Consider the following 20,156-nt stretch of genomic DNA (forward strand, 5'->3'; position numbering starts at 1 on the left):
CTCGCCCAGGAATCATGGAAATCCCCCCTCATGGCGGCTCTCCGGCCCCTTCCGCCTGTACCGCCTTACCGCCGGTTTATGGCCGAAAGGGGCAGGATGGCAGCACACAGTCAATCGGACAGACCTGCCCGCATGGGCAATCAGCGGAAGGAATGCGACGTGCGCGTACTCGTCGTCGAGGACGAGCAGCTGCTCGCCGATGCGGTGGCCACCGGACTGCGCCGGGAGGCCATGGCCGTCGACGTCGTGTACGACGGAGCGGCCGCCCTGGAACGTATCGGGGTGAACGACTACGACGTCGTCGTGCTCGACCGTGACCTCCCGCTGGTCCACGGTGACGACGTCTGCCGGAAGATCGTCGAGCTGGGCATGCCCACCCGCGTCCTGATGCTCACCGCCTCCGGTGATGTCAGCGACCGCGTGGAGGGCCTGGAGATCGGCGCCGACGACTATCTGCCCAAGCCCTTCGCCTTCAGCGAGCTGACCGCGCGGGTACGGGCCCTCGGGCGCCGTACGACCGTCGCGCTGCCGCCCGTTCTGGAGCGCGCCGGCATCAAGCTCGACCCGAACCGCCGCGAGGTCTTCCGCGACGGGCAGGAGATCCAGCTGGCGCCGAAGGAGTTCGCGGTGCTGGAGGTGCTGATGCGCAGCGAGGGCGCCGTGGTGTCGGCCGAGCAGCTGCTCGAGAAGGCCTGGGACGAGAACACCGACCCGTTCACCAACGTCGTCCGCGTCACCGTCATGACGCTGCGCCGCAAGCTCGGTGAGCCGCCGGTCATCGTCACGGTGCCCGGCTCCGGCTACCGGATCTGACCGCCATGGCCGCGACACCGGCGCCACCTGCGGCGCCGCCGAAACCGACCTGGGATCCGAGGGAGCAGGAACCCTCCTTCCCGTGGCTCCGTCCGACCATCCGGATACGGCTCACCCTGCTGTACGGCGGGATGTTCCTGATCGCGGGCATCCTGCTGCTCTCGATCATCTACCTGCTCGCCGCCCAGGCTCTGGCGGTCGGCAGCGACCTGCCGTTCAAGATCGTGAGCGGCGAGGTCAAGAGCACGGTGTGCGACCTGCCCGGCAACGCCACGCCCGACCAGTTCAACGCGGCCATGAACGCCTGCGTCAACGATCAGCGCCAGCAGGCGCTCGACGAGCTGCTCAGCCGCTCGCTGCTAGCCCTGCTCGGGCTGAGCGTCATCGCCTTCGCCTTCGGTTACGCGATGGCCGGCCGCGTCCTCTCGCCGCTCGGCAGGATCACGCGTACGGCCCGCAGGGTGGCCGGCACCGACCTGACCCGGCGGATCGAGCTCGACGGCCCCGACGACGAGCTCAAGGAGCTCGCCGACACCTTCGACGAGATGCTCGACCGGCTGGAGCGGGCGTTCACCGCCCAGCAGCGGTTCGTGGGCAACGCCTCGCACGAGCTGCGCACGCCGCTCGCGATCAACAGGACGCTGCTGGAGGTCCACCTGTCGGACCCCGAAGCGCCGCCGGAGCTCCAGCAGCTCGGCAAGACCTTGCTGGCGACCAACGAGCGCAGCGAACAGCTGGTGGAGGGCCTGCTGCTGCTCGCCAGCAGCGAGAACCAGATCGTCGAGCGCAAGCCCGTGGACATGGCCGAGGTCGCCTCGCGCGCCATCGACCAGGCGCACGGCGAGGCGGCGGCGAAGGGCGTGGTGATCCGCGGCACGCGCGCGCCCGCTGTGGTGCAGGGCAATGGCGTACTGCTGGAACGGATCGCGCTTAATCTGGTGCAGAACGCCGTGCGCTACAACGTCCCCGAGGACGGCTGGGTCGAGGTCACCACCGAGGTCCAGCACGGCCAGGCGATCCTGGTCGTCTCGAACACGGGTCCAGTGGTTCCCGCGTACGAGATCGACAACCTCTTCGAGCCGTTCAGGCGCCTGCGTACCGAGCGCACCGGCAGTGACAAGGGTGTGGGTCTCGGCCTCTCCATCGCGCGCAGCGTCGCGAGGGCTCACGGAGGCCGTATCATCGCGGAGCCCCGCGAGGGCGGCGGCCTCGTGATGCGTGTCACGCTCCCGGTGTGAGACGTTTCGCGCAGCCACGCGGCTGTTCGCTTTAAGCGGAATTTTCGTGACCCCGCACGGGGTGATCTGTGTGTGATCGATCACAGACTCGATTTTCCCGCCACCCACTCTCCGCGATCGCGGACTTCCCCGGAAAACCGGGAAAAGTCCGGGTTTCCTGGGGGTGAGATGACGGGAAGTACACGGGGTGGCGCCCGTGTAGCGCGACATCCGGACCGTGTACGGTCCCGATCGCCATCCAAACCGATCACCCCGGAGGGGATCGGTTGGGTGTCGATTGAGTAACAGACCTTGATGTGAGGCAAAATCTCCGCCTCAGGTCGGGCACAAGTCCGGCCTCTCACGCGTTACGTGCGCTGAGACACCGCAACTACCCAGAGGGGGAGAGCGACAGTGGCAACGGATTACGACACCCCACGCAAGACCGATGACGACGTCGATTCGGACAGCCTTGAAGAGCTCAAGGCACGTCGGAGCGACAAGACGGCATCGGCCGTTGACGTGGACGAATTCGAGGCGGCGGAAGGGCTTGAACTGCCCGGCGCCGACCTTTCCAACGAAGAGCTCGCCGTACGTGTCCTGCCCAAGCAGGCCGACGAGTTCACCTGCATGAGCTGCTTCCTGGTGCACCACCGCAGCCAGCTGGCCAGGGAGAAGAACGGTCAGCCGATCTGCCGCGACTGCGACTAGGCCGGGCCGGCCATGGCAGGCGCGACACCGTCCAGGAAGAAGCGCTTCCGGCGCAAGGATTCCCCGGAAGCGCCGCAAGGCGTGAGCGCGGCCGTCGGCGCACGTGACGACGAGCGGGGCCTGACGGCCTCGCTCGAAGCGGCGGAAGGGCCCACTGCCCGGGCCCGGCGCCTGGCGGCTGTCAGGCAGGGCGTACGGAAGGGCGGCCAGGGCGCGAAGGCCGGTGTCGGCTATCTCGCCGACCGGGTCATCGAGCTGGCGCCGCGCGTTCCCGTGCGTGACCTGCCGACCCTGCGCAAGCAGTTCCCGGGCCTCGGCCCGGAGCAGATCGCCGACAAGCTGGTGGCGGGTGCGGCCAACGGCACCTCCACCGTGGGGGCGGGCATCGGCGCGGCGGCCATGCTGCCCGTACCCCCCGCCATGCCGGCCGAGCTGGCTGCCGAGATCACCGGCGTCGCCGCGATCGAGCTGAAGCTCATCGCGGAGCTGCACGAGGTCTACGGCATGCGGCCGCCCGGCGGGCTGGCTCAGCGCAGCACCGCCTACCTCACCTCCTGGACACAGGAGCGGGGCATCGACGTGGCCAAACCGGCCACGTACAACACGGCGCTCGGCACGCAGATGAAGCGCCAGCTCCGGCAGCAGATCATGAAACGCATGGTCCGCAATCTGCCGAACCTCATTCCGTTCATGGTCGGCGCCGCCGTCGGCGCCGTGATGAACCGCCGCGACACCAGAAGGCTCGCCGAGCGCATCCGCAAGGACCTGCGCAGCACGCAGATCCCGTGGGACGCGCTGCCCGAGCTGCCGCCGCTGGAGAAGCCCGAGCAGTCCGAGCAGCTCCGGTTCGAGCCGAAGCCCGGCCTCAAGGAGCTGGAGGGCTAGGCGGCCCGTACGGCCGCGAGAGCTGCCGCCAGGGCCTCGGGGTCACGCGTCGAGAGGTACAGGTACGGCGTCGGGTCGGCCGGGTCGGTGACCTCGACGCGCAACGCCCCCGGAATGTAGCTGCGCAGCAGCATGTGGGCGCGCGTATCAGCTTTGTACGACCGCCACGCACGAGCCTCCTCGGCGTCCAGCACCTCGGCCTCGCCGAGCGCGGACACCGGAATGCGCGCGTCGCCCGCGATCAGCGCGTCCCCGACCACCCGGATCCGCTGGGAGCCGTAGGCACTCACGCCCGCGGCGGCGAGCGCACCGGCACCGACGATCCCGCCGAGCATCGGCAGGAGCCCCAGGGGGAGCAGTATCAGCCCGCCCGCGATGCCGATGAGTCCCGCGATGATCCACCAGGAACGGGGCGCGGTCAGTCGTTCTGCGTACTGCGGGGCGGAGGGCTGCATGAAACCAAGCTTGGCACGGCGCGACCTGCGCGTACCCGCGCGGGTAAGGTCTGCGCCTGTGAGTACTGAGAACTCCCGGGAGACGGCCCCCGGGTCAGCGGCCCTCAAGCCCCCGGCCGACGCCATAGCCCCGGTCAGGCACCCCGACGCACCGCCGCCCGGAGAGCTGCTCGGCGCGCACTACGAACACTGCTTCGGCTGCGGCGGCGGCCAGCCTCACGGGCTGCACCTCCAGGCGCGGGCCGGCGAGGGCGTACGGGTCTCGGCCGAGTTCACGGTCAAGCCCGCCCACCAGGGCGCCCCCGGCCTCGCGCACGGCGGCGTACTGGCCACGGCGCTCGACGAGACGCTCGGTTCGCTGAACTGGCTGCTGCGGGTGATCGCGGTGACCGGCCGGCTGGAGACCGATTTCGTACGCCCCGTGCCGGTGGACACCGTGCTGCACCTCGACGCCGAGGTGACGGCGGTGCACGGCCGCAAGATCTACTCCACGGCGACCGGACGGATCGGCGGCGCCGACGGGCCCGTGGCCGTCCGCGCCGACGCCCTCTTCATCGAAGTCAAGGTCGACCACTTCATCGAGAACGGACGCCCGGAGGAGATCCGGGCTGCGATGGCCGACCCCGATCAGGCCAGGCGCGCCCGCGCCTTCGAGGTGAACCCGTGACCCGTAACCCTGTAGACGTGCTGATCCGCCGCGTCGACCCCGACGTACCCCTGCCTTCGTACGGGCATCCGGGCGACGCGGGGGCCGACCTGGTCACCACGGAGGCCGCCGAACTCGCCCCGGGCGAGCGTGCGGTGCTTCCCACCGGGGTGTCTGTCGCGCTGCCTGACGGGTACGCGGCCTTCGTGCACCCGCGATCCGGTCTCGCCGCCCGCTGTGGAGTCGCCCTCGTGAATGCCCCGGGGACGGTGGATGCCGGGTACCGTGGGGAAATCAAGGTGATCGTGGTCAATCTCGACCCGCGCGAAAGCGTGCGGTTCGAGCGCTTCGACCGGATTGCCCAACTGGTCGTCCAGCAGGTCGAGAAGGTGCGCTTCCACGAGGTCGCGGAGCTTCCCGGCTCGGCGCGGGCCGAGGGGGGCTTCGGTTCCACCGGCGGTCATGCCGCCGCGGACGGCCGGGCGGGTGGGAATCGATACGCATCGGTCGTATCCGACCGGGAAGGACAGTGACGTGTTCGGACGTCGCAAGAAGAGCGAATCCGCCACGGATGTGGCGGGCGAGGCCGAGCAGGTCGTCGACGATGTCGAGCCTGACGAGGCCGCAGACGGCGACGGGTCGGTACGCAGGGTGAACCTGCCGCCGGCACCCCGCCCGGACGGTCCGTGGGACGTGTCCGAGGTGATGGAACCCGGCGAGGGCCGGGTCGACCTGGGCGGCATGTTCGTGCCCGGGGTCGAGGGCATGGAACTGCGGGTCGAGGTCGCTGGCGACGCGATCGTCGCGGCGACGGTCGTACTGCGCGACAGCGCCGTACAGCTCCAGGCCTTCGCGGCGCCCAAGAAGGAAGGCATCTGGGGCGAGGTCCGCGAGGAGATCGCGTCGGGCATCACCCAGCAGGGCGGCGTCATCGACGAGATCGAGGGCCCGCTGGGCTGGGAGCTGCGCGCCCAGGTCCCCGTCCAGCTGCCGGACGGCACGGGCGGCGTGCAGATGGTGCGCTTCGTCGGTGTCGACGGGCCGCGCTGGTTCCTGCGCGGAGTGATCTCCGGTCAGGGCGCGGTGCAGCCGGAGGCCGCGGGCGTACTGGAGCACGTCTTCAAGGACACCGTGGTCGTACGGGGCGAGGGGCCGATGGCGCCGCGCGACCCGATCGTCCTCAAGCTGCCGGACGACGCGCAGATGGTGCCCGAGGGCGTCCAGCAGGAGGAGCAGGAGGGCTCACGCTTCTCCGGCGGGATGGGACAGCTGCAGCGCGGTCCGGAGATCACGGAAGTGCGCTGACCCGAATCTGACGTGGCCGGTGGGCCGCACTCCCCGATAGGGGGGTGCGGCCCACCGGCGTTTTCGCCGGCCGGGGGAGGCTCCGTACAGATCTCGTCAAGGCGACGGCAGCGGCCGTAAGGGAGGCGTCAACGGATGGCTCGGGCGCCTGCGGAGGAGGTTTCCTCGGGAGGTCCGACAACCCGTACCTCATCCAGGAGCACACGATGGCCGACATGGCCTTCGCCGTCACCACGATCGCGGTCTTCGCGCTGGTGGCAGTAGTCGCCAAGGGGGTGGCGAAGCTGTGACTGCCGAGAACATCGTCGGCCTGGTCGTGGCCGTCTCCCTGTTGGGCTTTCTCATCCTCGCCCTTGTGTACCCGGAGAGGTTCTGAGCCCCGCATGACCCCCGTCCTCGCCGGCGTCCTCCAGCTGCTCGCGCTCGTCGTGGCGCTCGGTCTGGTGTACCGGCCCCTCGGTGACCACATGGCCCGTGTCTACTCCTCCCCGAAGCACGTGCGGGTGGAGAAGTGGATCTACCAGGCCATCGGCGCCAACCCCACCGCCGAAATGCGCTGGCCCGCCTATCTGCGCGGTGTCCTCGCCTTCTCCGCGGTGGGCGTCCTCTTCCTCTACCTGCTCCAGCGCGTCCAGGGCTCCCTGCCCGGCTCGCTCGGCTTCGCCTCCATCGACCCGGACCAGGCGTTCAACACGGCCGCGTCCTTCGTCGCCAACACCAACTGGCAGTCGTACTACGGCGAGCAGGCCATGGGCCACGTCGTGCAGACCGGCGGCCTCGCGGTGCAGAACTTCGTCTCGGCGGCGGTCGGCATGGCCGTCGCGGTGGCTCTGGTACGGGGCTTCGCCCGGTCCCGCACCGGTGAGCTGGGCAACTTCTGGGCCGACCTGGTGCGCGGCACCGTACGGATCCTGTTGCCCATCGCCGTGCTGGGCGCGCTCGTGCTGGTCGCGTGCGGCGCCATCCAGAACTTCGCCGGCATTCACGAAGTCGGCCAGTTCACGGGTGGTACGCAGCAGTGGAACGGCGGGGCCGTCGCCTCGCAGGAAGTCATCAAGGAGCTGGGCACCAACGGCGGCGGTTACTTCAACGCCAACTCCGCCCACCCCTTCGAGAACCCCACCCCGTTCTCGAACCTCTTCGAGATCTTCCTGATCCTCGTGATCCCCTTCGCCCTCACCCGCACCTTCGGCCGCATGGTCGGCAGCCTGCGACAGGGCTACGCGATCCTCGCCGCGATGGCGTCGATCTGGCTCGGCTTCACCGCCCTGATGATGTGGACCGAGTTCCATCACGGCGGCCCCGCCTTCGACCTCGCGGGCGGCGCGATGGAGGGCAAGGAGACCCGCTTCGGCATCGGCGGCTCGTCGATCTTCGCGGTCGCCACCACGCTCACCTCGACCGGCGCCGTCAACTCGTTCCACTCCTCGTACACCGGCTTCGGCGGCGGCATCACCCTCCTCGGCATGCAGCTCGGCGAGATCGCGCCCGGCGGCGTCGGATCCGGCCTCTACGGCATGCTGATCATGGCGGTCGTCGCGGTCTTCATCGCGGGCCTGATGGTCGGCCGTACGCCCGAATACCTGGGCAAGAAGATCGGCGTCCGTGAGATCAAGTTCGCCGCCTGCTACATCCTGATCACCCCGGGGCTGGCGCTCTCCTTCACCGCTGCCGCGCTGGCGCTGGACACCCCGGCCCACTCCATGACCAACTCGGGGGCGCACGGCTTCTCCGAGGTCCTGTACGCCTACACCTCGGGCGCCAACAACAACGGCAGCGCCTTCGCCGGCCTGAACGCCGACACGCACTGGTTCAACAGCACCATCGGCATCGAGATGCTGCTCGGCCGCTTCCTCCCGATGGTGTTCGTCCTGGCGCTCGCCGGCTCGCTCGCCGAGCAGCGGCCGGTGCCGGAGACTGCGGGCACCCTTCGTACCGAGAAGCCGCTGTTCAGCGGGCTGCTGGTCGGCACGATCATGATCATCGCCGGTCTTACCTACTTCCCGGCTCTCGCGCTGGGTCCGCTCGCCGAAGGGCTCGCGTCATGAGCACCGACACTGTGAACCGTGCGCCGCAGCAGGACGTGCCGACCGGACGCGGGCCCGCCGCCGACGGCCGCGTGGGCGGGGGCCTGTTCGATCCCGGGCAGTTGCTCACGTCCTTCCCGGACGCCCTCAGGAAGCTGGATCCGCGGGTGATGGTCAAGTCACCCGTGATGTTCGTGGTGCTGGTGGGGTCCGTACTGACCACCGCCTTCGCCCTGGTCGACCCGACCGACTGGTTCGGCTGGGCCATCGCCGCCTGGCTGTGGCTGACCACGGTCTTCGCCAATCTCGCCGAGGCGGTCGCCGAAGGCCGGGGCAAGGCACAGGCCGACACCCTGCGCCGGGCCAAGTCGGGGACGGTGGCGCGACGGCTGACCGGCTCCACCGAGGAGCGGGTGCCGGGTACGGACCTGCGCATCGGCGACCTGGTCGTCTGCGAGGCCGGCGACGTCATCCCGGGCGACGGTGACGTGGCCGAAGGTGTCGCCTCCGTCGACGAGTCGGCGATCACCGGCGAATCCGCGCCCGTCATCCGGGAATCCGGCGGCGACCGCTCGGCCGTCACCGGCGGCACGAAGGTGCTCTCCGACCGCATCGTCGTCAAGATCACGACGAGGCCCGGAGAGACCTTCATCGACCGGATGATCAATCTGGTCGAGGGCGCGGCCCGGCAGAAGACGCCCAACGAGATCGCGCTGAACATCCTGCTCGCCTCGCTGACGATCGTCTTCCTGCTCGCGGTCGTCACCCTCCAGCCGTTCGCCGTGTACGCCGGTGAGAAGCAGTCGATAACCGTCCTCACCGCGCTGCTGGTCTGCCTGATCCCGACGACGATCGGAGCGCTGCTCTCCGCCATCGGCATCGCGGGCATGGACCGGCTCGTACAGCGCAATGTGCTGGCCATGTCGGGGCGCGCCGTCGAGGCGGCGGGCGACGTGTCGGTCCTGCTGCTCGACAAGACCGGCACCATCACCCTCGGCAACCGCCGGGCAGCCGAATTCGTCCCGGTCGAGGGCGTGACCGAGGCCGAACTCGCCGACGCCGCCCAGCTCTCCTCGCTGGCCGACGAGACCCCCGAGGGACGCTCCGTCGTCGTACTGGCCAAGGAGAGGTACGGCCTGCGCGAGCGCCACCGGGGGGAGCTGACGGGCGCAGACTGGGTGCCCTTCACCGCCCAGACCCGGATGTCGGGTGTGGACGCCGGTGGACGCATGGTCCGCAAGGGGGCGGCCGGGTCTGTCGTCGCCTGGGTCGAGGAGCGGGGCGGACGGGTCGCGGAGGACGCGCAGGCGCTCACCGACCGGATTTCACGGGCCGGTGGTACGCCGCTGCTGGTGGCCGTGGAGGACGCTGACGGCGCACGGGTGCTGGGTGTCGTCCACCTCAAGGACGTCGTCAAGGAGGGCATGCGGGAGCGGTTCGGTGAGCTGCGCCGGATGGGCATCAGGACGGTCATGATCACGGGTGACAACCCGCTGACCGCCGGGGCCGTCGCCGAGGAGGCAGGTGTCGACGACTTCCTCGCCGAGGCCACCCCGGAGGACAAGATGGCGCTCATCAAGCGCGAGCAGGCCGGCGGCAAGCTCGTGGCGATGACGGGTGACGGTACGAACGACGCTCCCGCACTCGCCCAGGCGGACGTCGGGGTGGCCATGAACACTGGCACCTCGGCCGCCAAGGAGGCCGGGAACATGGTGGACCTGGACTCGAACCCGACCAAGCTGATCGAGATCGTGGAGATCGGCAAGCAGCTGCTCATCACGCGCGGCGCGCTGACGACGTTCTCGATCGCCAACGACGTCGCGAAGTACTTCGCGATCATCCCGGCCATGTTCGCCGTCGTGTATCCGAGCCTGGACAAGATCAACATCATGGACCTGTCCTCACCCAGGTCCGCGATCCTGTCGGCCGTCGTCTTCAACGCGCTGGTCATCGTCGCACTGGTGCCGCTGGCCCTGAGGGGCGTGCGCTACCGGCCGATGGGCGCCGACCGGATGCTCAGGCGCAATCTCGGGATCTACGGACTCGGCGGCCTGATCGCGCCGTTCATCGGCATCAAGATCATCGATCTTATCATCTCCCTCATTCCTGGCATCGGGTGACGTCAATGAACAACTCCCTGGGCAACACCGCACGGCTGCTCGGAGCCGCCCTGCGCGCCCTGCTCGTCCTCACCGTCGTCTGCGGTGTCCTCTACCCGCTCGCCGTCACCGGCGCCGCGCAGGCCCTGTTCCACGACAAGGCCAACGGCTCCGAGGTCACCTCGGAGGGCAGAGTCGCCGGCTCCGAACTCATCGGGCAGCGGTACGACCTGCCGCTGAAGCGCGGCCGGGAAGCAGCGCGCCCGGACCTGAGATGGTTCCAGCCGCGCCCCTCCAACGGGCTCGGTGCCAACAACGTCAACCCCCAGTACGAGCTCATCCTTTCCGGGGCGACCAACCGCGCCGGCGACAACGCGGAGCTGATCGCCTGGATCAGGGACGCGAAGGCCGCTGTCGTCAGGGACAACTCCACGGCCGGCCACCGCGTAGACCCCTCGGACGTGCCGGCAGAAGCTGTCACGTCGTCCGGCTCGGGGCTCGACCCGCACATCTCGCCGGAGTTCGCCGCTCTCCAGGCCCCCCGGGTCGCGGAGCGGAACGGGCTCGACGCCGGGCCGGTCGAGAAGCTGGTCGAGGACCACACCGAGGGACGGACGCTCGGCTTCATGGGGGAGCCCCGCGTGAACGTCCTCGCACTCAACATCGCGCTCAAGGAGCTCGCGGCCAGGGGCTGACCGTTGCGGGGCCGGGCGCGCGGTGACCATACTGGCGCCCGGCCGCACGACCGTACGGGGGAGCATCCATGAACGAGCGCACCAGCGGCAGTACCCGCACGGCCGTGGCCGGGGACGCGGGCACGGGGCCCATGGTCGAGGTGACGGATCTGCACCGCTCCTACGGCAACGGGGCGGCGGCCGTCCACGCGCTGCGCGGTGTCTCCTTCGAGGTCCCGCGCGGTGAGCTCGTCGCCCTCAAGGGGCGGTCCGGCTCCGGCAAGACGACTCTCCTCAACCTGGTCGGCGGCCTCGACACCGCCGACCGGGGCCGTATCGTCGTCGACGGCACCGAGCTGGCGGGCCTCGGCGAGGAGGGGCTGCTCGCGCTGCGCCGCGACCGCGTCGGCTTCATCTTCCAGTCCTTCGGCCTGATCCCGATCCTCACCGCTGCCGAGAACGTCGGCGTACCGATGCGGCTGCGCAGGACCGACCCCGAGGTGCGCGAGGAGCGAGTCGAGCTGCTGCTCGGCCTCGTCGGCCTCGCCGACCAGGCCGAGCAGCGCCCCGGCGAGCTCTCCGGCGGCCAGCAGCAGCGCGTCGCCATCGCCCGCGCGCTCGCCAACAAGCCGGCGCTGCTGATCGCCGACGAGCCCACCGGCCAGCTCGACGCGGAGACCGGGCTCGCCGTGATGGAGCTGCTGCGCGCTGTCGTGCGCAGCGAAGGCGTGACCGCGCTCGTCGCCACGCACGACGCCCAGCTCCTGGACTTCGCCGACCGGGTCCTGGAACTCGCCGACGGCCACCTCGTCGAGCACGTCTGAGGCCGCCGGGGCGGGCATCAGGGTTGCGTCAATACGCCTCCGCAGCCCACCCCCCGCCCCATTTGCCGGGAATCAGGCCTGTAGCTTCACCAGAGCTGCCCCACCGGGGCGTGGCATTCTTCTGGAAGACAATGGGGCCATGGGACGCGGCAAGCTTCGGATATATCTGGGTGCGGCGCCCGGTGTCGGCAAGACGTACGCCATGCTCTCCGAGGCTCACCGGCGCGTCGAGCGCGGCACCGACTGCGTCGTCGCCTTCGTCGAGCACCACGACCGGCCGCGCACCGAAGTGATGCTGCACGGCCTTGAGCAGACCGGGCGCCGCGCGATCGAATACCGGTCCACGGTCTTCACCGAGATGGACGTCGACGCGGTCCTCGACCGCCGTCCCGCCGTCGCCCTCGTCGACGAACTCGCGCACACCAACGTCCCCGGCTCGCGCAACGCCAAGCGCTGGCAGGACGTCGAAGAGCTGCTCCAGGCCGGCATCGACGTCATCTCCACCGTCAACATCCAGCACCTGGAGTCCCTCGGCGACGTCGTCGAGTCGATAACCGGCGTACGGCAGCGGGAGACCGTACCGGACGAGGTCGTACGGCGCGCCGACCAGATCGAGCTCGTCGACATGTCGCCCCAGGCGCTGCGCCGCCGCATGGCCCACGGCAACATATACAAGCCCGACAAGCTCGACGCCGCCCTGTCCCACTACTTCAGGCCCGGCAACCTCACCGCGCTGCGCGAGCTCGCGCTCCTGTGGGTCGCCGACCGCGTCGACGAATACCTCCAGCAGTACCGGGGCGAGCACAACATCCGCTCCACCTGGCAGGCGCGCGAGCGCATCGTCGTCGGCCTCACGGGCGGACCCGAGGGCCGTACGCTCATACGCCGCGCCTCGCGCATGGCCGCCAAGGGCTCCGGCAGCGAGATCCTCGCCGTGTACATCGCCCGCAGCGACGGCCTGACCTCGGCCTCGCCCAAGGAACTCGCCGTACAGCGCACTCTCGTCGAGGATCTCGGCGGCACCTTCCACCACGTCATAGGCGACGACGTGCCCTCCGCGCTGCTGGAGTTCGCGCGCGGTGTCAACGCCACCCAGATCGTCCTCGGCTCCAGCCGCCGCAAGGCCTGGCAGTACGTCTTCGGTCCCGGCGTCGGCGCGACCGTGGCCCGCGACTCCGGGCCCGACCTGGACGTCCACATCGTCACGCACGACCACGTCGCCAAGGGCCGGGGCCTGCCCGTCGCCCGCGGCGCACGTCTCGGGCGGGCCCGGATCGTGTCCGGCTGGCTGGTCGGCGTCGCCGCGCCCGTCCTGCTCTCCCTGCTGCTCACGAGCATGGAGCACGGTCCGGGGCTCGCCAACAACGTCCTGCTGTTCCTCTTCCTGACCGTGCTCGCGGCCCTGCTCGGCGGGCTGCTGCCCGCGCTGGCCTCGGCGGCCGTCGGCTCACTCCTGCTGAACTACTACTTCACGCCGCCCACCCACACCCTCACCATCAGCAACCCCAAGAACATCGTCGCCATCGTGATCTTCTTCGCGGTGGCCGTCTCGGTCGCCTCCGTCGTGGATCTGGCGGCCCGCCGTACCCACCAGGCCGCCCGGCTGCGCGCCGAGTCCGAGATCCTCTCCTTCCTCGCGGGCAGCGTCCTGCGCGGCGAGACGACCCTGGACGCCCTGCTGGAGCGGGTCCGCGAGACCTTCGCGATGGAGTCCGTGGCGCTGCTGGAACGCGCGAGCGATGTCGACCCGTGGACCTGCGCCGGCAGCGTCGGTCCCCGGCCGCTCACCCGCCCCGAGGACGCCGACGTCGACATGCCCGTCGGCGACCACATGGCCCTGGCCCTCTCCGGCCGCGTCCTGCCCGCCGAGGACCGCCGGGTACTCGGCGCATTCGCCGCCCAGGCCGCCGTCGTACTCGACCGGCAGCGCCTGGTGGGGGAGGCCGAGGGGGCCCGCAAGCTCGCCGAGGGCAACCGCATCCGCACCGCGCTGCTCGCCGCCGTCAGCCACGACCTGCGTACGCCGCTGGCCGCCATCAAGGCCGCCGTGTCGTCGCTGCGCTCCGACGACGTGGCCTGGTCGGAGGCGGACGAGGCCGAACTCCTCGCGGGCATCGAGGAGGGCGCGGACCGCCTCGACCACCTCGTCGGCAACCTCCTCGACATGTCCAGGCTCCAGACCGGCACCGTCACCCCGCTGATCCGCGAGACCGACCTCGACGAGGTCGTCCCCATGGCGCTCGTCGGCGTACCCGCCGAGAGCGTCGGTCTCGACATCCCGGAGACCCTGCCGATGGTGGCCGTCGACCGCGGGCTGCTCGAGCGCGCCGTCGCCAACATCGTCGAGAACGCCGTCAAGTACAGCCCCGGCGGCACCCCGGTCTCGGTCGCCGCCAGCGCGCTCGGCGACCGCGTCGAGCTGCGCGTCGCGGACCGCGGGCCCGGCGTCCCCGACGACGGGAAGGACCGGATATTCGAACCGTTCCAGCGCTACGGCGACGCCCCGCGCGGCGCCGGAGTGGGTCTCGGCCTCGCCGTCGCCCGCGGCTTCGCCGAAGCCATGGGCGGCACGCTCACCGCCGAGGACACGCCCGGCGGCGGCATGACGATGGTCCTCACCCTCAAGGCGGCCCCCGGACACGCTCCGGTACGTCCGGATCTCCCCGCCCGGGTCACCTCGTGACCCCGCCCCGCACGCAGACCCCTATCCCCCGCAGAAAGGCAGGCACTCCATGACCCGGGTGCTCGTGGTCGACGACGAGCCGCAGATCGTACGCGCCCTCGTGATCAACCTGAAGGCGCGCAAGTACGACGTGGACGCCGCCCCCGACGGCGCGACCGCGCTCCAGCTCGCCGCCGCCCGCCAGCCCGACGTGGTCGTCCTGGACCTCGGCCTGCCCGACATGGACGGCGTCGAGGTGATCAAGGGACTGCGCGGCTGGACCCGCGTACCGATCCTGGTGCTCTCCGCCCGCCACACCTCCGACGAGAAGGTCGAGGCGCTGGACGCCGGCGCCGACGACTACGTCACCAAGCCCTTCGGCATGGACGAGCTGCTGGCCAGGCTCCGCGCCGCGGTCCGCAGGGCCGAGCCGGCCGGCGCCGCCGAGGACGACGTGATCGTCGACGCGGGGGACTTCACGGTGGACCTGGCGGCGAAGAAGGTGCACCGCGGCGGCAGGGACGTACGGCTGACGCCCACCGAATGGCACCTCCTGGAGGTGCTCGTACGGAACACGGGCCGCCTGGTCAGCCAGAAGCAGCTCCTCCAGGAGGTCTGGGGCCCCTCGTACGGCACCGAGACGAACTACCTGCGGGTCTACATGGCGCAGCTGCGGCGCAAGCTGGAGTCGGACCCGTCGCACCCCAGGCACTTCGTCACCGAACCCGGCATGGGATACCGCTTCGAGCGGTAGCGCGACCGGATTCCGCGGTGGTGCGGGGTGATCCGCGCGGGCGCACTCCCCGGTACCCTGCGTGTATGAGTGCCGTACCACGTTCGGAGAAGCCCGCCGGCCGGTTCCGCCGGATGCTCGACCGGCTTTCCACCTCGCAGGAGGACCTGCACTCCGCGGAGCTGCAGGAAGACGCCCAGGCCGCGGGGTGCTCACGCATCTGCGACTGCGACGACCGCCAAGTGGTGAAGGTGACTGGTACGTTGCGCACGGTCACCCTGCGTCCGCGGGCCGGTGTGCCCGCCCTGGAGGCGGAGCTGTTCGACGGCACCGCGCCCCTGGACGTCGTGTGGCTGGGCCGCCGTTCCATCGTGGGCATAGAACCGGGCCGCAGGCTCATCGCCTCGGGCCGTATCTCCATGAGCCACGGCCGCCGGGTGCTGTTCAATCCCAAATACGAGCTCCGACCGCTCGGACAGGAGTAGCCGGTGACGTCTCTCGACAAGCCGACCGCGACGGACCACGACAACGAACAGACCGAAGCCGGAGCCGCCCATGACGCGAAGGCCGTAACGGAGGCCGCGCTGTTCGAGGCCTTCGGCGGCCTGCGGGGCATGGTGGAGACCGTGCTCCCCGGTCTGTTGTTCGTGACGATCTTCACGATCAACAAGGACCTGCACATCTCGGCCATCGCGGCTCTCGCGGTGTCCTTGCTGCTCGTCGCCGTACGGCTGATCCGCCGGGACACGGTCAAGCACGCCTTCAGCGGCGTCTTCGGTGTCGCCTTCGGTGTCGTCTTCGCGATGATGACCGGCAACGCCAAGGACTTCTACCTGCCGGGCATGATCTACACCCTGGGCCTCGCCCTGGCGTACATCGTGACCACGCTCGCGGGCGTCCCGCTGATCGGCCTGATTCTCGGTCCGATCTTCAAGGAGAACCTCTCCTGGCGGAAGCGGAATCCGGGGCGCAAGAAGGCGTACGCCAAGGCGAGCTGGGCCTGGGGCCTGATCCTGCTCGGCAAGTGCGCGATCCTCTTCCCGCTGTACTGGTGGGCCGACACGACCCAGCTCGGCTGGGTGCTGGTCGCGCTGAAGATCCCGCCGTTCCTGCTCGCGGTCTACCTGACGTGGGTCTTCCTGGCGAAGGCTCCGCCGCCCATCGACGTTTTCGCGGAGATGGAGGCGCAGGAGAAGGCAGAGAAGGAGCGCAAGGCGGCAGCCGCGGCGCAGCACGAGGCCTGATCTCCCGTGACGCCTGACCTCCCGTGACTACGTGAGTGGGCCCGGAACCATGACGGTTCCGGGCCCACTCACGTGGTCGTACGCGGTCGTACGCACTCGGCTGTACGTACGCGCGTCAGCTCGCCGCGTCTTCCTTGCGGACCGACAACAGGTCCTCCAGCTGCTCCTCGCGCGCCTGGGCGGCCACGAACAGCAGCTCGTCGCCCGCCTCCAGGGTCTCCTCCTGGCTCGGCGTGAGGACGCGCGTGCCGCGGATGATGGTGACCAGCGAGGTGTCCTCGGGCCAGTCCACGTCCCCGACCTGCGTGCCCGCCAGTGCCGACTCGGGCGGCAGCGTCAGCTCGACGAGGTTGGCGTCGCCGTGGCTGAAGCGGAGCAGCCGTACGAGATCGCCCACGCTCACCGCCTCCTCGACCAGCGCCGACATCAGGCGCGGCGTGGAGACCGCTACATCGACGCCCCAGGCCTCGGTGAACAGCCACTCGTTCTTGGGGTTGTTGACGCGGGCGACGACCCGCGGCACGCCGTACTCCGTCTTCGCGAGCAGTGAGACGACCAGGTTGACCTTGTCGTCACCGGTCGCCGCGATCACCACGTTGCAGCGCTGGAGCGCCGCCTCGTCGAGCGAGGTGATCTCGCAGGCGTCGGCCAGCAGCCACTCGGCGAGCGGTACGCGCTCCACCGAGATGGCGGTCGGCGCCTTGTCGATGAGAAGGATCTCGTGGCCGTTCTCCAGCAGCTCGCCCGCGATGGAACGTCCCACCGCGCCGGCTCCGGCAATAGCGACCCTCATGCGTGACCGCCTTCCTCGGGGCCGTGCGAACAGGCCGCCTCGACCTTCGCGATCTCGTCCGTACGCATCATCACGTGCACGAGGTCGCCCTCCTGGAGCACGGTCTGCGAAGTCGGCAGTACGGCCTCGCCCAGCCGGGTGAGGAACGCGACGCGTACACCCGTCTCCTCCTGGAGCCGGCTGATCTTGTGCCCGATCCACGCGGGGGAAGTGTGCACCTCGGCGAGCTGCACTCCGCCGCTCGGGTCGCGCCACAACGGCTCGGCCCCCGACGGCAGCAGGCGGCGCATCATCTGGTCGGCGGTCCAGCGGACCGTGGCGACGGTGGGGATGCCCAGGCGCTGGTAGACCTCGGCGCGCCGCGGGTCGTAGATACGGGCCGCGACGTTCTCGATGGCGAACATCTCGCGGGCCACCCGGGCCGCGATGATGTTGGAGTTGTCGCCGCTGCTCACCGCCGCGAAGGCGCCGGCGTCCTCGATGCCCGCCTCGCGGAGGGTGTCCTGGTCGAAACCGACGCCGGTGACCCTGCGGCCGCCGAAACCGGAACCCAGGCGGCGGAAGGCCGTGGGGTCCTGGTCGATCACCGCGACCGTGTGCCCCTGTTGCTCCAAGTTCTGCGCGAGAGCGGCTCCCACTCGCCCGCAGCCCATGATGACGACGTGCATCGTCCCGTTACCCCGCACTCCTGGTCGCCCCACTGACCTGCACAAACACCCTGCTCACATCGTCCTTCCCGGCTCACCGGGGGAAGCATGGGCACCCGTGCCCGGTCCTGCCTCGCCCCTGTCTTCGTCCACCGTAGCGGCAACTCCGAACGCGCCATCGATCACGTCGTGCGTCCGCCTGCATTCAGGGCCCGTGCCGAGCTCCGCGCCGTGGTTCACGTGGGGGACTTGTGGCGGATACGGAAGTTTCCGCAGCCGAGGGGGGTGGTGGGTGGGCGGTGTCCTTTTCGAACGCTTACGATCCTCTGCGTGTCCAAACTGACCGACGTGCCCAAACGGATCCTGATCGGCCGGGCGCTGCGCAGCGACAAGCTGGGAGAAACACTCCTCCCCAAGCGCATCGCACTTCCCGTCTTCGCTTCCGACCCGCTCTCCTCCGTGGCGTACGCACCGGGTGAAGTCCTCCTGGTGCTCTCCATCGCGGGTGTGTCGGCGTACCACTTCAGCCCGTGGATCGCGGTCGCCGTCGTGGTGCTGATGTTCACCGTGGTCGCCTCGTACCGCCAGAACGTGCACGCGTACCCGAGCGGCGGTGGTGACTACGAGGTCGCCAACACCAACCTCGGGCCCAAGGCGGGGCTGACGGTCGCCAGCGCGCTGCTCGTCGACTACGTCCTCACGGTCGCCGTATCGATCTCGTCGGGGGTGGAGAACCTCGGTTCGGCGATCCCCTTCGTCGTCGAGAACAAGGTGATGTGCGCCATTGGCATCATCATCCTGCTGACGCTCATGAACCTGCGCGGCGTGAAGGAGTCGGGCAAGCTCTTCGCGATCCCGACGTACGTCTTCGTGGCGGGCGTCTTCATCATGATTGCCTGGGGCGCCTACCGCTCCGTCGTCATGGGCGACACCATGCACGCACCGACCTCGGACTTCGAGATCAAGCCCGAGCACCAGGGCCTGGCCGGCTTCGCCCTCGTCTTCCTGCTGTTGCGCGCCTTCTCCTCCGGCTGCGCGGCGCTCACGGGCGTCGAGGCGATCAGCAACGGTGTGCCCGCCTTCCGCAAGCCCAAGAGCAAGAACGCCGCCTCGACGCTCGCCCTGATGGGCGCCCTGGCCGTCACGATGTTCTGCGGCATCATCGGGCTCGCGATGGCCACCGACGTCAAGATGGCCGAGAACCCGGCGAAGGACCTCCTCCGCGACGGCGTCGCCGTGGGCAGTGGCTACGTCCAGGACCCGGTGATCTCGCAGGTCGCGGCCGCGGTGTTCGGCGACGGTACGTTCTTCTTCATCCTGCTCGCGGCGGCCACCGCGCTCGTTCTCTTCCTGGCCGCCAACACGGCGTACAACGGCTTCCCGCTGCTCGGCTCGATCCTCGCGCAGGACCGCTACCTGCCGCGCCAGTTGCACACCCGCGGCGACCGCCTCGCCTTCTCGAACGGCATCGTGCTGCTCGCGGGCGCGGCCATCCTGCTCGTGTGGATCTACGGCGCCGACTCGACCCGGCTCATCCAGCTCTACATCGTCGGCGTCTTCGTCTCCTTCACCCTCAGCCAGATCGGCATGGTGCGGCACTGGAACCGGCACCTGCGGACGGAGAAGGACCAGGCCACCCGCCGCCGGATGATCCGCTCCCGGGCGATCAACACGTTCGGTGCCTTCTTCACGGGCCTGGTGCTCGTCGTCGTACTGGCCACCAAGTTCACGCACGGCGCGTGGGTCGCGCTGCTCGGCATGGTGATCTTCTACGGGACGATGAGCGCGATCCGTAAGCACTACGACCGGGTCGCCGAGGAGATCGCCGCCGACGAGGGCCCCTCGGACGACAGCGTCCGGCCGTCCCGCGTCCACTCCATCGTCCTGGTCTCCAAGGTCCACAAGCCGACGCTGCGGGCCCTGGCCTTCGCCAAGCTGACGCGCTCCGACCGGCTGGAGGCGCTCAGCATCAGTGTCGACCCGGCCGAGACGAAGGCGCTCAAGGAGGAGTGGGAGCGGCGCGGCATCAATGTGCCGCTGAAGATCCTCGACTCGCCGTACCGCGAGATCACGCGCCCGATCATCGACTACGTGAAGGGGCTGCGGCGGGAGAGCCCCCGGGACGCGATCAGCGTCTACATTCCGGAGTACGTGGTCGGGCACTGGTACGAGCACCTGCTGCACAACCAGAGCGCGCTGCGGCTCAAGGGCCGGCTGCTGTTCACGCCGGGTGTGATGGTGACCTCGGTGCCGTACCAGCTCCAGTCCTCGGAGCTCGCGAAGGAGCGGGCGAAGAAGCGCCAGGAGTGGAACGCGCCCGGCGCGGTGCGGCGCGGTCCGGTGGACCGCCGCCCGAAGGAGAACAGCGGCAGCAAGCGCTGATCTCTTTCCTGACTTCACTGTGGTGAACGGCCGGACGAC

General features: G+C 69.7%; 21 protein-coding genes. 18 read left to right on the top strand and 3 right to left on the bottom strand.

The window, feature by feature from the left end:
* The first annotated feature begins 159 nt into the window (after positions 1–159).
* From ACWIHY_RS00570 to ACWIHY_RS00585, 4 genes are all read left to right on the top strand, one after another.
* Complete coding sequence (locus ACWIHY_RS00570) at positions 160–813, top strand: response regulator transcription factor (RefSeq protein ID WP_138895681.1); 654 nt, start codon at positions 160–162, stop codon at positions 811–813.
* A gap of 5 nt (positions 814–818) precedes the next feature.
* Complete coding sequence (locus tag ACWIHY_RS00575) at positions 819–2,051, top strand: sensor histidine kinase (protein WP_454373348.1); 1,233 nt, start codon at positions 819–821, stop codon at positions 2,049–2,051.
* A gap of 393 nt (positions 2,052–2,444) precedes the next feature.
* Positions 2,445–2,741 carry a DUF4193 domain-containing protein gene (locus tag ACWIHY_RS00580; protein ID WP_028814145.1) on the top strand — a complete coding sequence of 99 codons (297 nt, stop codon included), beginning with the start codon at positions 2,445–2,447 and terminating at the stop codon, positions 2,739–2,741.
* 12 nt (positions 2,742–2,753) lie between these two features.
* On the top strand, positions 2,754–3,626 hold the full coding sequence (locus ACWIHY_RS00585; RefSeq protein ID WP_454373349.1) for a hypothetical protein: 873 nt from the start codon (positions 2,754–2,756) through the stop codon (positions 3,624–3,626).
* Here ACWIHY_RS00585 and ACWIHY_RS00590 read toward each other — a convergent pair.
* Positions 3,623–4,081, bottom strand: a complete 459-nt coding sequence (locus ACWIHY_RS00590; protein WP_454373350.1) for a DUF3093 domain-containing protein — start codon at positions 4,079–4,081, stop codon at positions 3,623–3,625. The genes ACWIHY_RS00585 and ACWIHY_RS00590 overlap by 4 nt on opposite strands.
* Positions 4,082–4,205: 124 nt before the next feature.
* Here ACWIHY_RS00590 and ACWIHY_RS00595 point away from each other — a divergent pair, with 124 nt between their 5' ends.
* The 13 genes from ACWIHY_RS00595 (at position 4,206) to ACWIHY_RS00655 (ending at position 16,295) form a co-directional block, all read left to right on the top strand.
* Positions 4,206–4,748 (top strand): PaaI family thioesterase, encoded by a 543-nt coding sequence (locus ACWIHY_RS00595; protein ID WP_454373842.1) that lies wholly within the window; start codon positions 4,206–4,208, stop codon positions 4,746–4,748.
* Positions 4,745–5,260, top strand: a complete 516-nt coding sequence (gene dut / locus ACWIHY_RS00600; protein ID WP_454373351.1) for a dUTP diphosphatase — start codon at positions 4,745–4,747, stop codon at positions 5,258–5,260. Before ACWIHY_RS00595 ends, dut begins: the two co-directional genes overlap by 4 nt.
* A gap of 1 nt (position 5,261) precedes the next feature.
* Positions 5,262–6,032: a DUF3710 domain-containing protein gene (locus ACWIHY_RS00605; RefSeq protein WP_454373352.1), complete on the top strand. Its 771-nt coding sequence runs from the start codon at positions 5,262–5,264 to the stop codon at positions 6,030–6,032.
* Positions 6,033–6,076: 44 nt separating this feature from the next.
* The gene (locus tag ACWIHY_RS00610) at positions 6,077–6,322 is read left to right on the top strand and encodes a hypothetical protein (protein WP_454373353.1); all 246 of its coding nucleotides are present in this window, start codon (positions 6,077–6,079) and stop codon (positions 6,320–6,322) included.
* Positions 6,319–6,408 carry a K(+)-transporting ATPase subunit F gene (kdpF, locus tag ACWIHY_RS00615; RefSeq protein WP_454373354.1) on the top strand — a complete coding sequence of 30 codons (90 nt, stop codon included), beginning with the start codon at positions 6,319–6,321 and terminating at the stop codon, positions 6,406–6,408. Before ACWIHY_RS00610 ends, kdpF begins: the two co-directional genes overlap by 4 nt.
* Before the next feature lie 7 nt (positions 6,409–6,415).
* A complete protein-coding gene (gene kdpA / locus ACWIHY_RS00620; protein WP_454373355.1) occupies positions 6,416–8,080 on the top strand; it encodes a potassium-transporting ATPase subunit KdpA in 1,665 nt (554 codons plus the stop codon).
* Positions 8,077–10,179, top strand: a complete 2,103-nt coding sequence (kdpB, locus tag ACWIHY_RS00625) for a potassium-transporting ATPase subunit KdpB (protein WP_454373356.1) — start codon at positions 8,077–8,079, stop codon at positions 10,177–10,179. Before kdpA ends, kdpB begins: the two co-directional genes overlap by 4 nt.
* A 5-nt stretch (positions 10,180–10,184) precedes the next feature.
* Complete coding sequence (locus ACWIHY_RS00630; protein ID WP_454373357.1) at positions 10,185–10,853, top strand: potassium-transporting ATPase subunit C; 669 nt, start codon at positions 10,185–10,187, stop codon at positions 10,851–10,853.
* 68 nt (positions 10,854–10,921) lie between these two features.
* Positions 10,922–11,656, top strand: a complete 735-nt coding sequence (locus ACWIHY_RS00635; RefSeq protein WP_454373358.1) for an ABC transporter ATP-binding protein — start codon at positions 10,922–10,924, stop codon at positions 11,654–11,656.
* Between the two features lie 139 nt (positions 11,657–11,795).
* Positions 11,796–14,339 carry an ATP-binding protein gene (locus ACWIHY_RS00640; RefSeq protein WP_454373359.1) on the top strand — a complete coding sequence of 848 codons (2,544 nt, stop codon included), beginning with the start codon at positions 11,796–11,798 and terminating at the stop codon, positions 14,337–14,339.
* A 49-nt stretch (positions 14,340–14,388) separates the two neighbouring features.
* The gene (locus ACWIHY_RS00645) at positions 14,389–15,072 is read left to right on the top strand and encodes a response regulator (RefSeq protein WP_454373360.1); all 684 of its coding nucleotides are present in this window, start codon (positions 14,389–14,391) and stop codon (positions 15,070–15,072) included.
* Between the two features lie 65 nt (positions 15,073–15,137).
* A complete protein-coding gene (locus tag ACWIHY_RS00650; RefSeq protein WP_214972983.1) occupies positions 15,138–15,536 on the top strand; it encodes an OB-fold nucleic acid binding domain-containing protein in 399 nt (132 codons plus the stop codon).
* A 3-nt stretch (positions 15,537–15,539) separates the two neighbouring features.
* Positions 15,540–16,295, top strand: a complete 756-nt coding sequence (locus tag ACWIHY_RS00655) for a DUF3159 domain-containing protein (RefSeq protein ID WP_454373361.1) — start codon at positions 15,540–15,542, stop codon at positions 16,293–16,295.
* A 115-nt stretch (positions 16,296–16,410) separates the two neighbouring features.
* Here ACWIHY_RS00655 and ACWIHY_RS00660 read toward each other — a convergent pair whose 3' ends face one another.
* Both ACWIHY_RS00660 and ACWIHY_RS00665 read right to left on the bottom strand, forming a co-directional pair.
* Entirely contained in the window at positions 16,411–17,088 is a 678-nt protein-coding gene (locus tag ACWIHY_RS00660; RefSeq protein ID WP_454373362.1) for a potassium channel family protein, read from the bottom strand.
* Complete coding sequence (locus tag ACWIHY_RS00665) at positions 17,085–17,756, bottom strand: potassium channel family protein (protein WP_454373363.1); 672 nt, start codon at positions 17,754–17,756, stop codon at positions 17,085–17,087. The genes ACWIHY_RS00660 and ACWIHY_RS00665 overlap by 4 nt, the downstream gene beginning before the upstream one ends.
* Positions 17,757–18,065: 309 nt before the next feature.
* Here ACWIHY_RS00665 and ACWIHY_RS00670 point away from each other — a divergent pair, with 309 nt between their 5' ends.
* Positions 18,066–20,117: an APC family permease gene (locus ACWIHY_RS00670; protein ID WP_454373364.1), complete on the top strand. Its 2,052-nt coding sequence runs from the start codon at positions 18,066–18,068 to the stop codon at positions 20,115–20,117.
* Positions 20,118–20,156: the final 39 nt, after the last annotated feature.

The organism is Streptomyces sp. NPDC055287, from assembly GCF_053646035.1.

Excerpts from the sequence above, each read along its gene's own strand:
- ACWIHY_RS00665 (WP_454373363.1), bottom strand. The coding sequence starts at position 17,756 with ATGCACGTCGTCATCATGGGCTGCGGGCGAGTGGGAGCCGCTCTCGCG.
- kdpA (WP_454373355.1), top strand. The coding sequence starts at position 6,416 with ATGACCCCCGTCCTCGCCGGCGTCCTCCAGCTGCTCGCGCTCGTCGTG.
- ACWIHY_RS00640 (WP_454373359.1), top strand. The coding sequence starts at position 11,796 with ATGGGACGCGGCAAGCTTCGGATATATCTGGGTGCGGCGCCCGGTGTC.
- ACWIHY_RS00650 (WP_214972983.1), top strand. The coding sequence starts at position 15,138 with ATGAGTGCCGTACCACGTTCGGAGAAGCCCGCCGGCCGGTTCCGCCGG.
- ACWIHY_RS00635 (WP_454373358.1), top strand. The coding sequence starts at position 10,922 with ATGAACGAGCGCACCAGCGGCAGTACCCGCACGGCCGTGGCCGGGGAC.
- ACWIHY_RS00585 (WP_454373349.1), top strand. The coding sequence starts at position 2,754 with ATGGCAGGCGCGACACCGTCCAGGAAGAAGCGCTTCCGGCGCAAGGAT.
- ACWIHY_RS00590 (WP_454373350.1), bottom strand. The coding sequence starts at position 4,081 with ATGCAGCCCTCCGCCCCGCAGTACGCAGAACGACTGACCGCGCCCCGT.
- ACWIHY_RS00660 (WP_454373362.1), bottom strand. The coding sequence starts at position 17,088 with ATGAGGGTCGCTATTGCCGGAGCCGGCGCGGTGGGACGTTCCATCGCG.
- ACWIHY_RS00575 (WP_454373348.1), top strand. The coding sequence starts at position 819 with ATGGCCGCGACACCGGCGCCACCTGCGGCGCCGCCGAAACCGACCTGG.
- ACWIHY_RS00630 (WP_454373357.1), top strand. The coding sequence starts at position 10,185 with ATGAACAACTCCCTGGGCAACACCGCACGGCTGCTCGGAGCCGCCCTG.
- kdpB (WP_454373356.1), top strand. The coding sequence starts at position 8,077 with ATGAGCACCGACACTGTGAACCGTGCGCCGCAGCAGGACGTGCCGACC.
- ACWIHY_RS00645 (WP_454373360.1), top strand. The coding sequence starts at position 14,389 with ATGACCCGGGTGCTCGTGGTCGACGACGAGCCGCAGATCGTACGCGCC.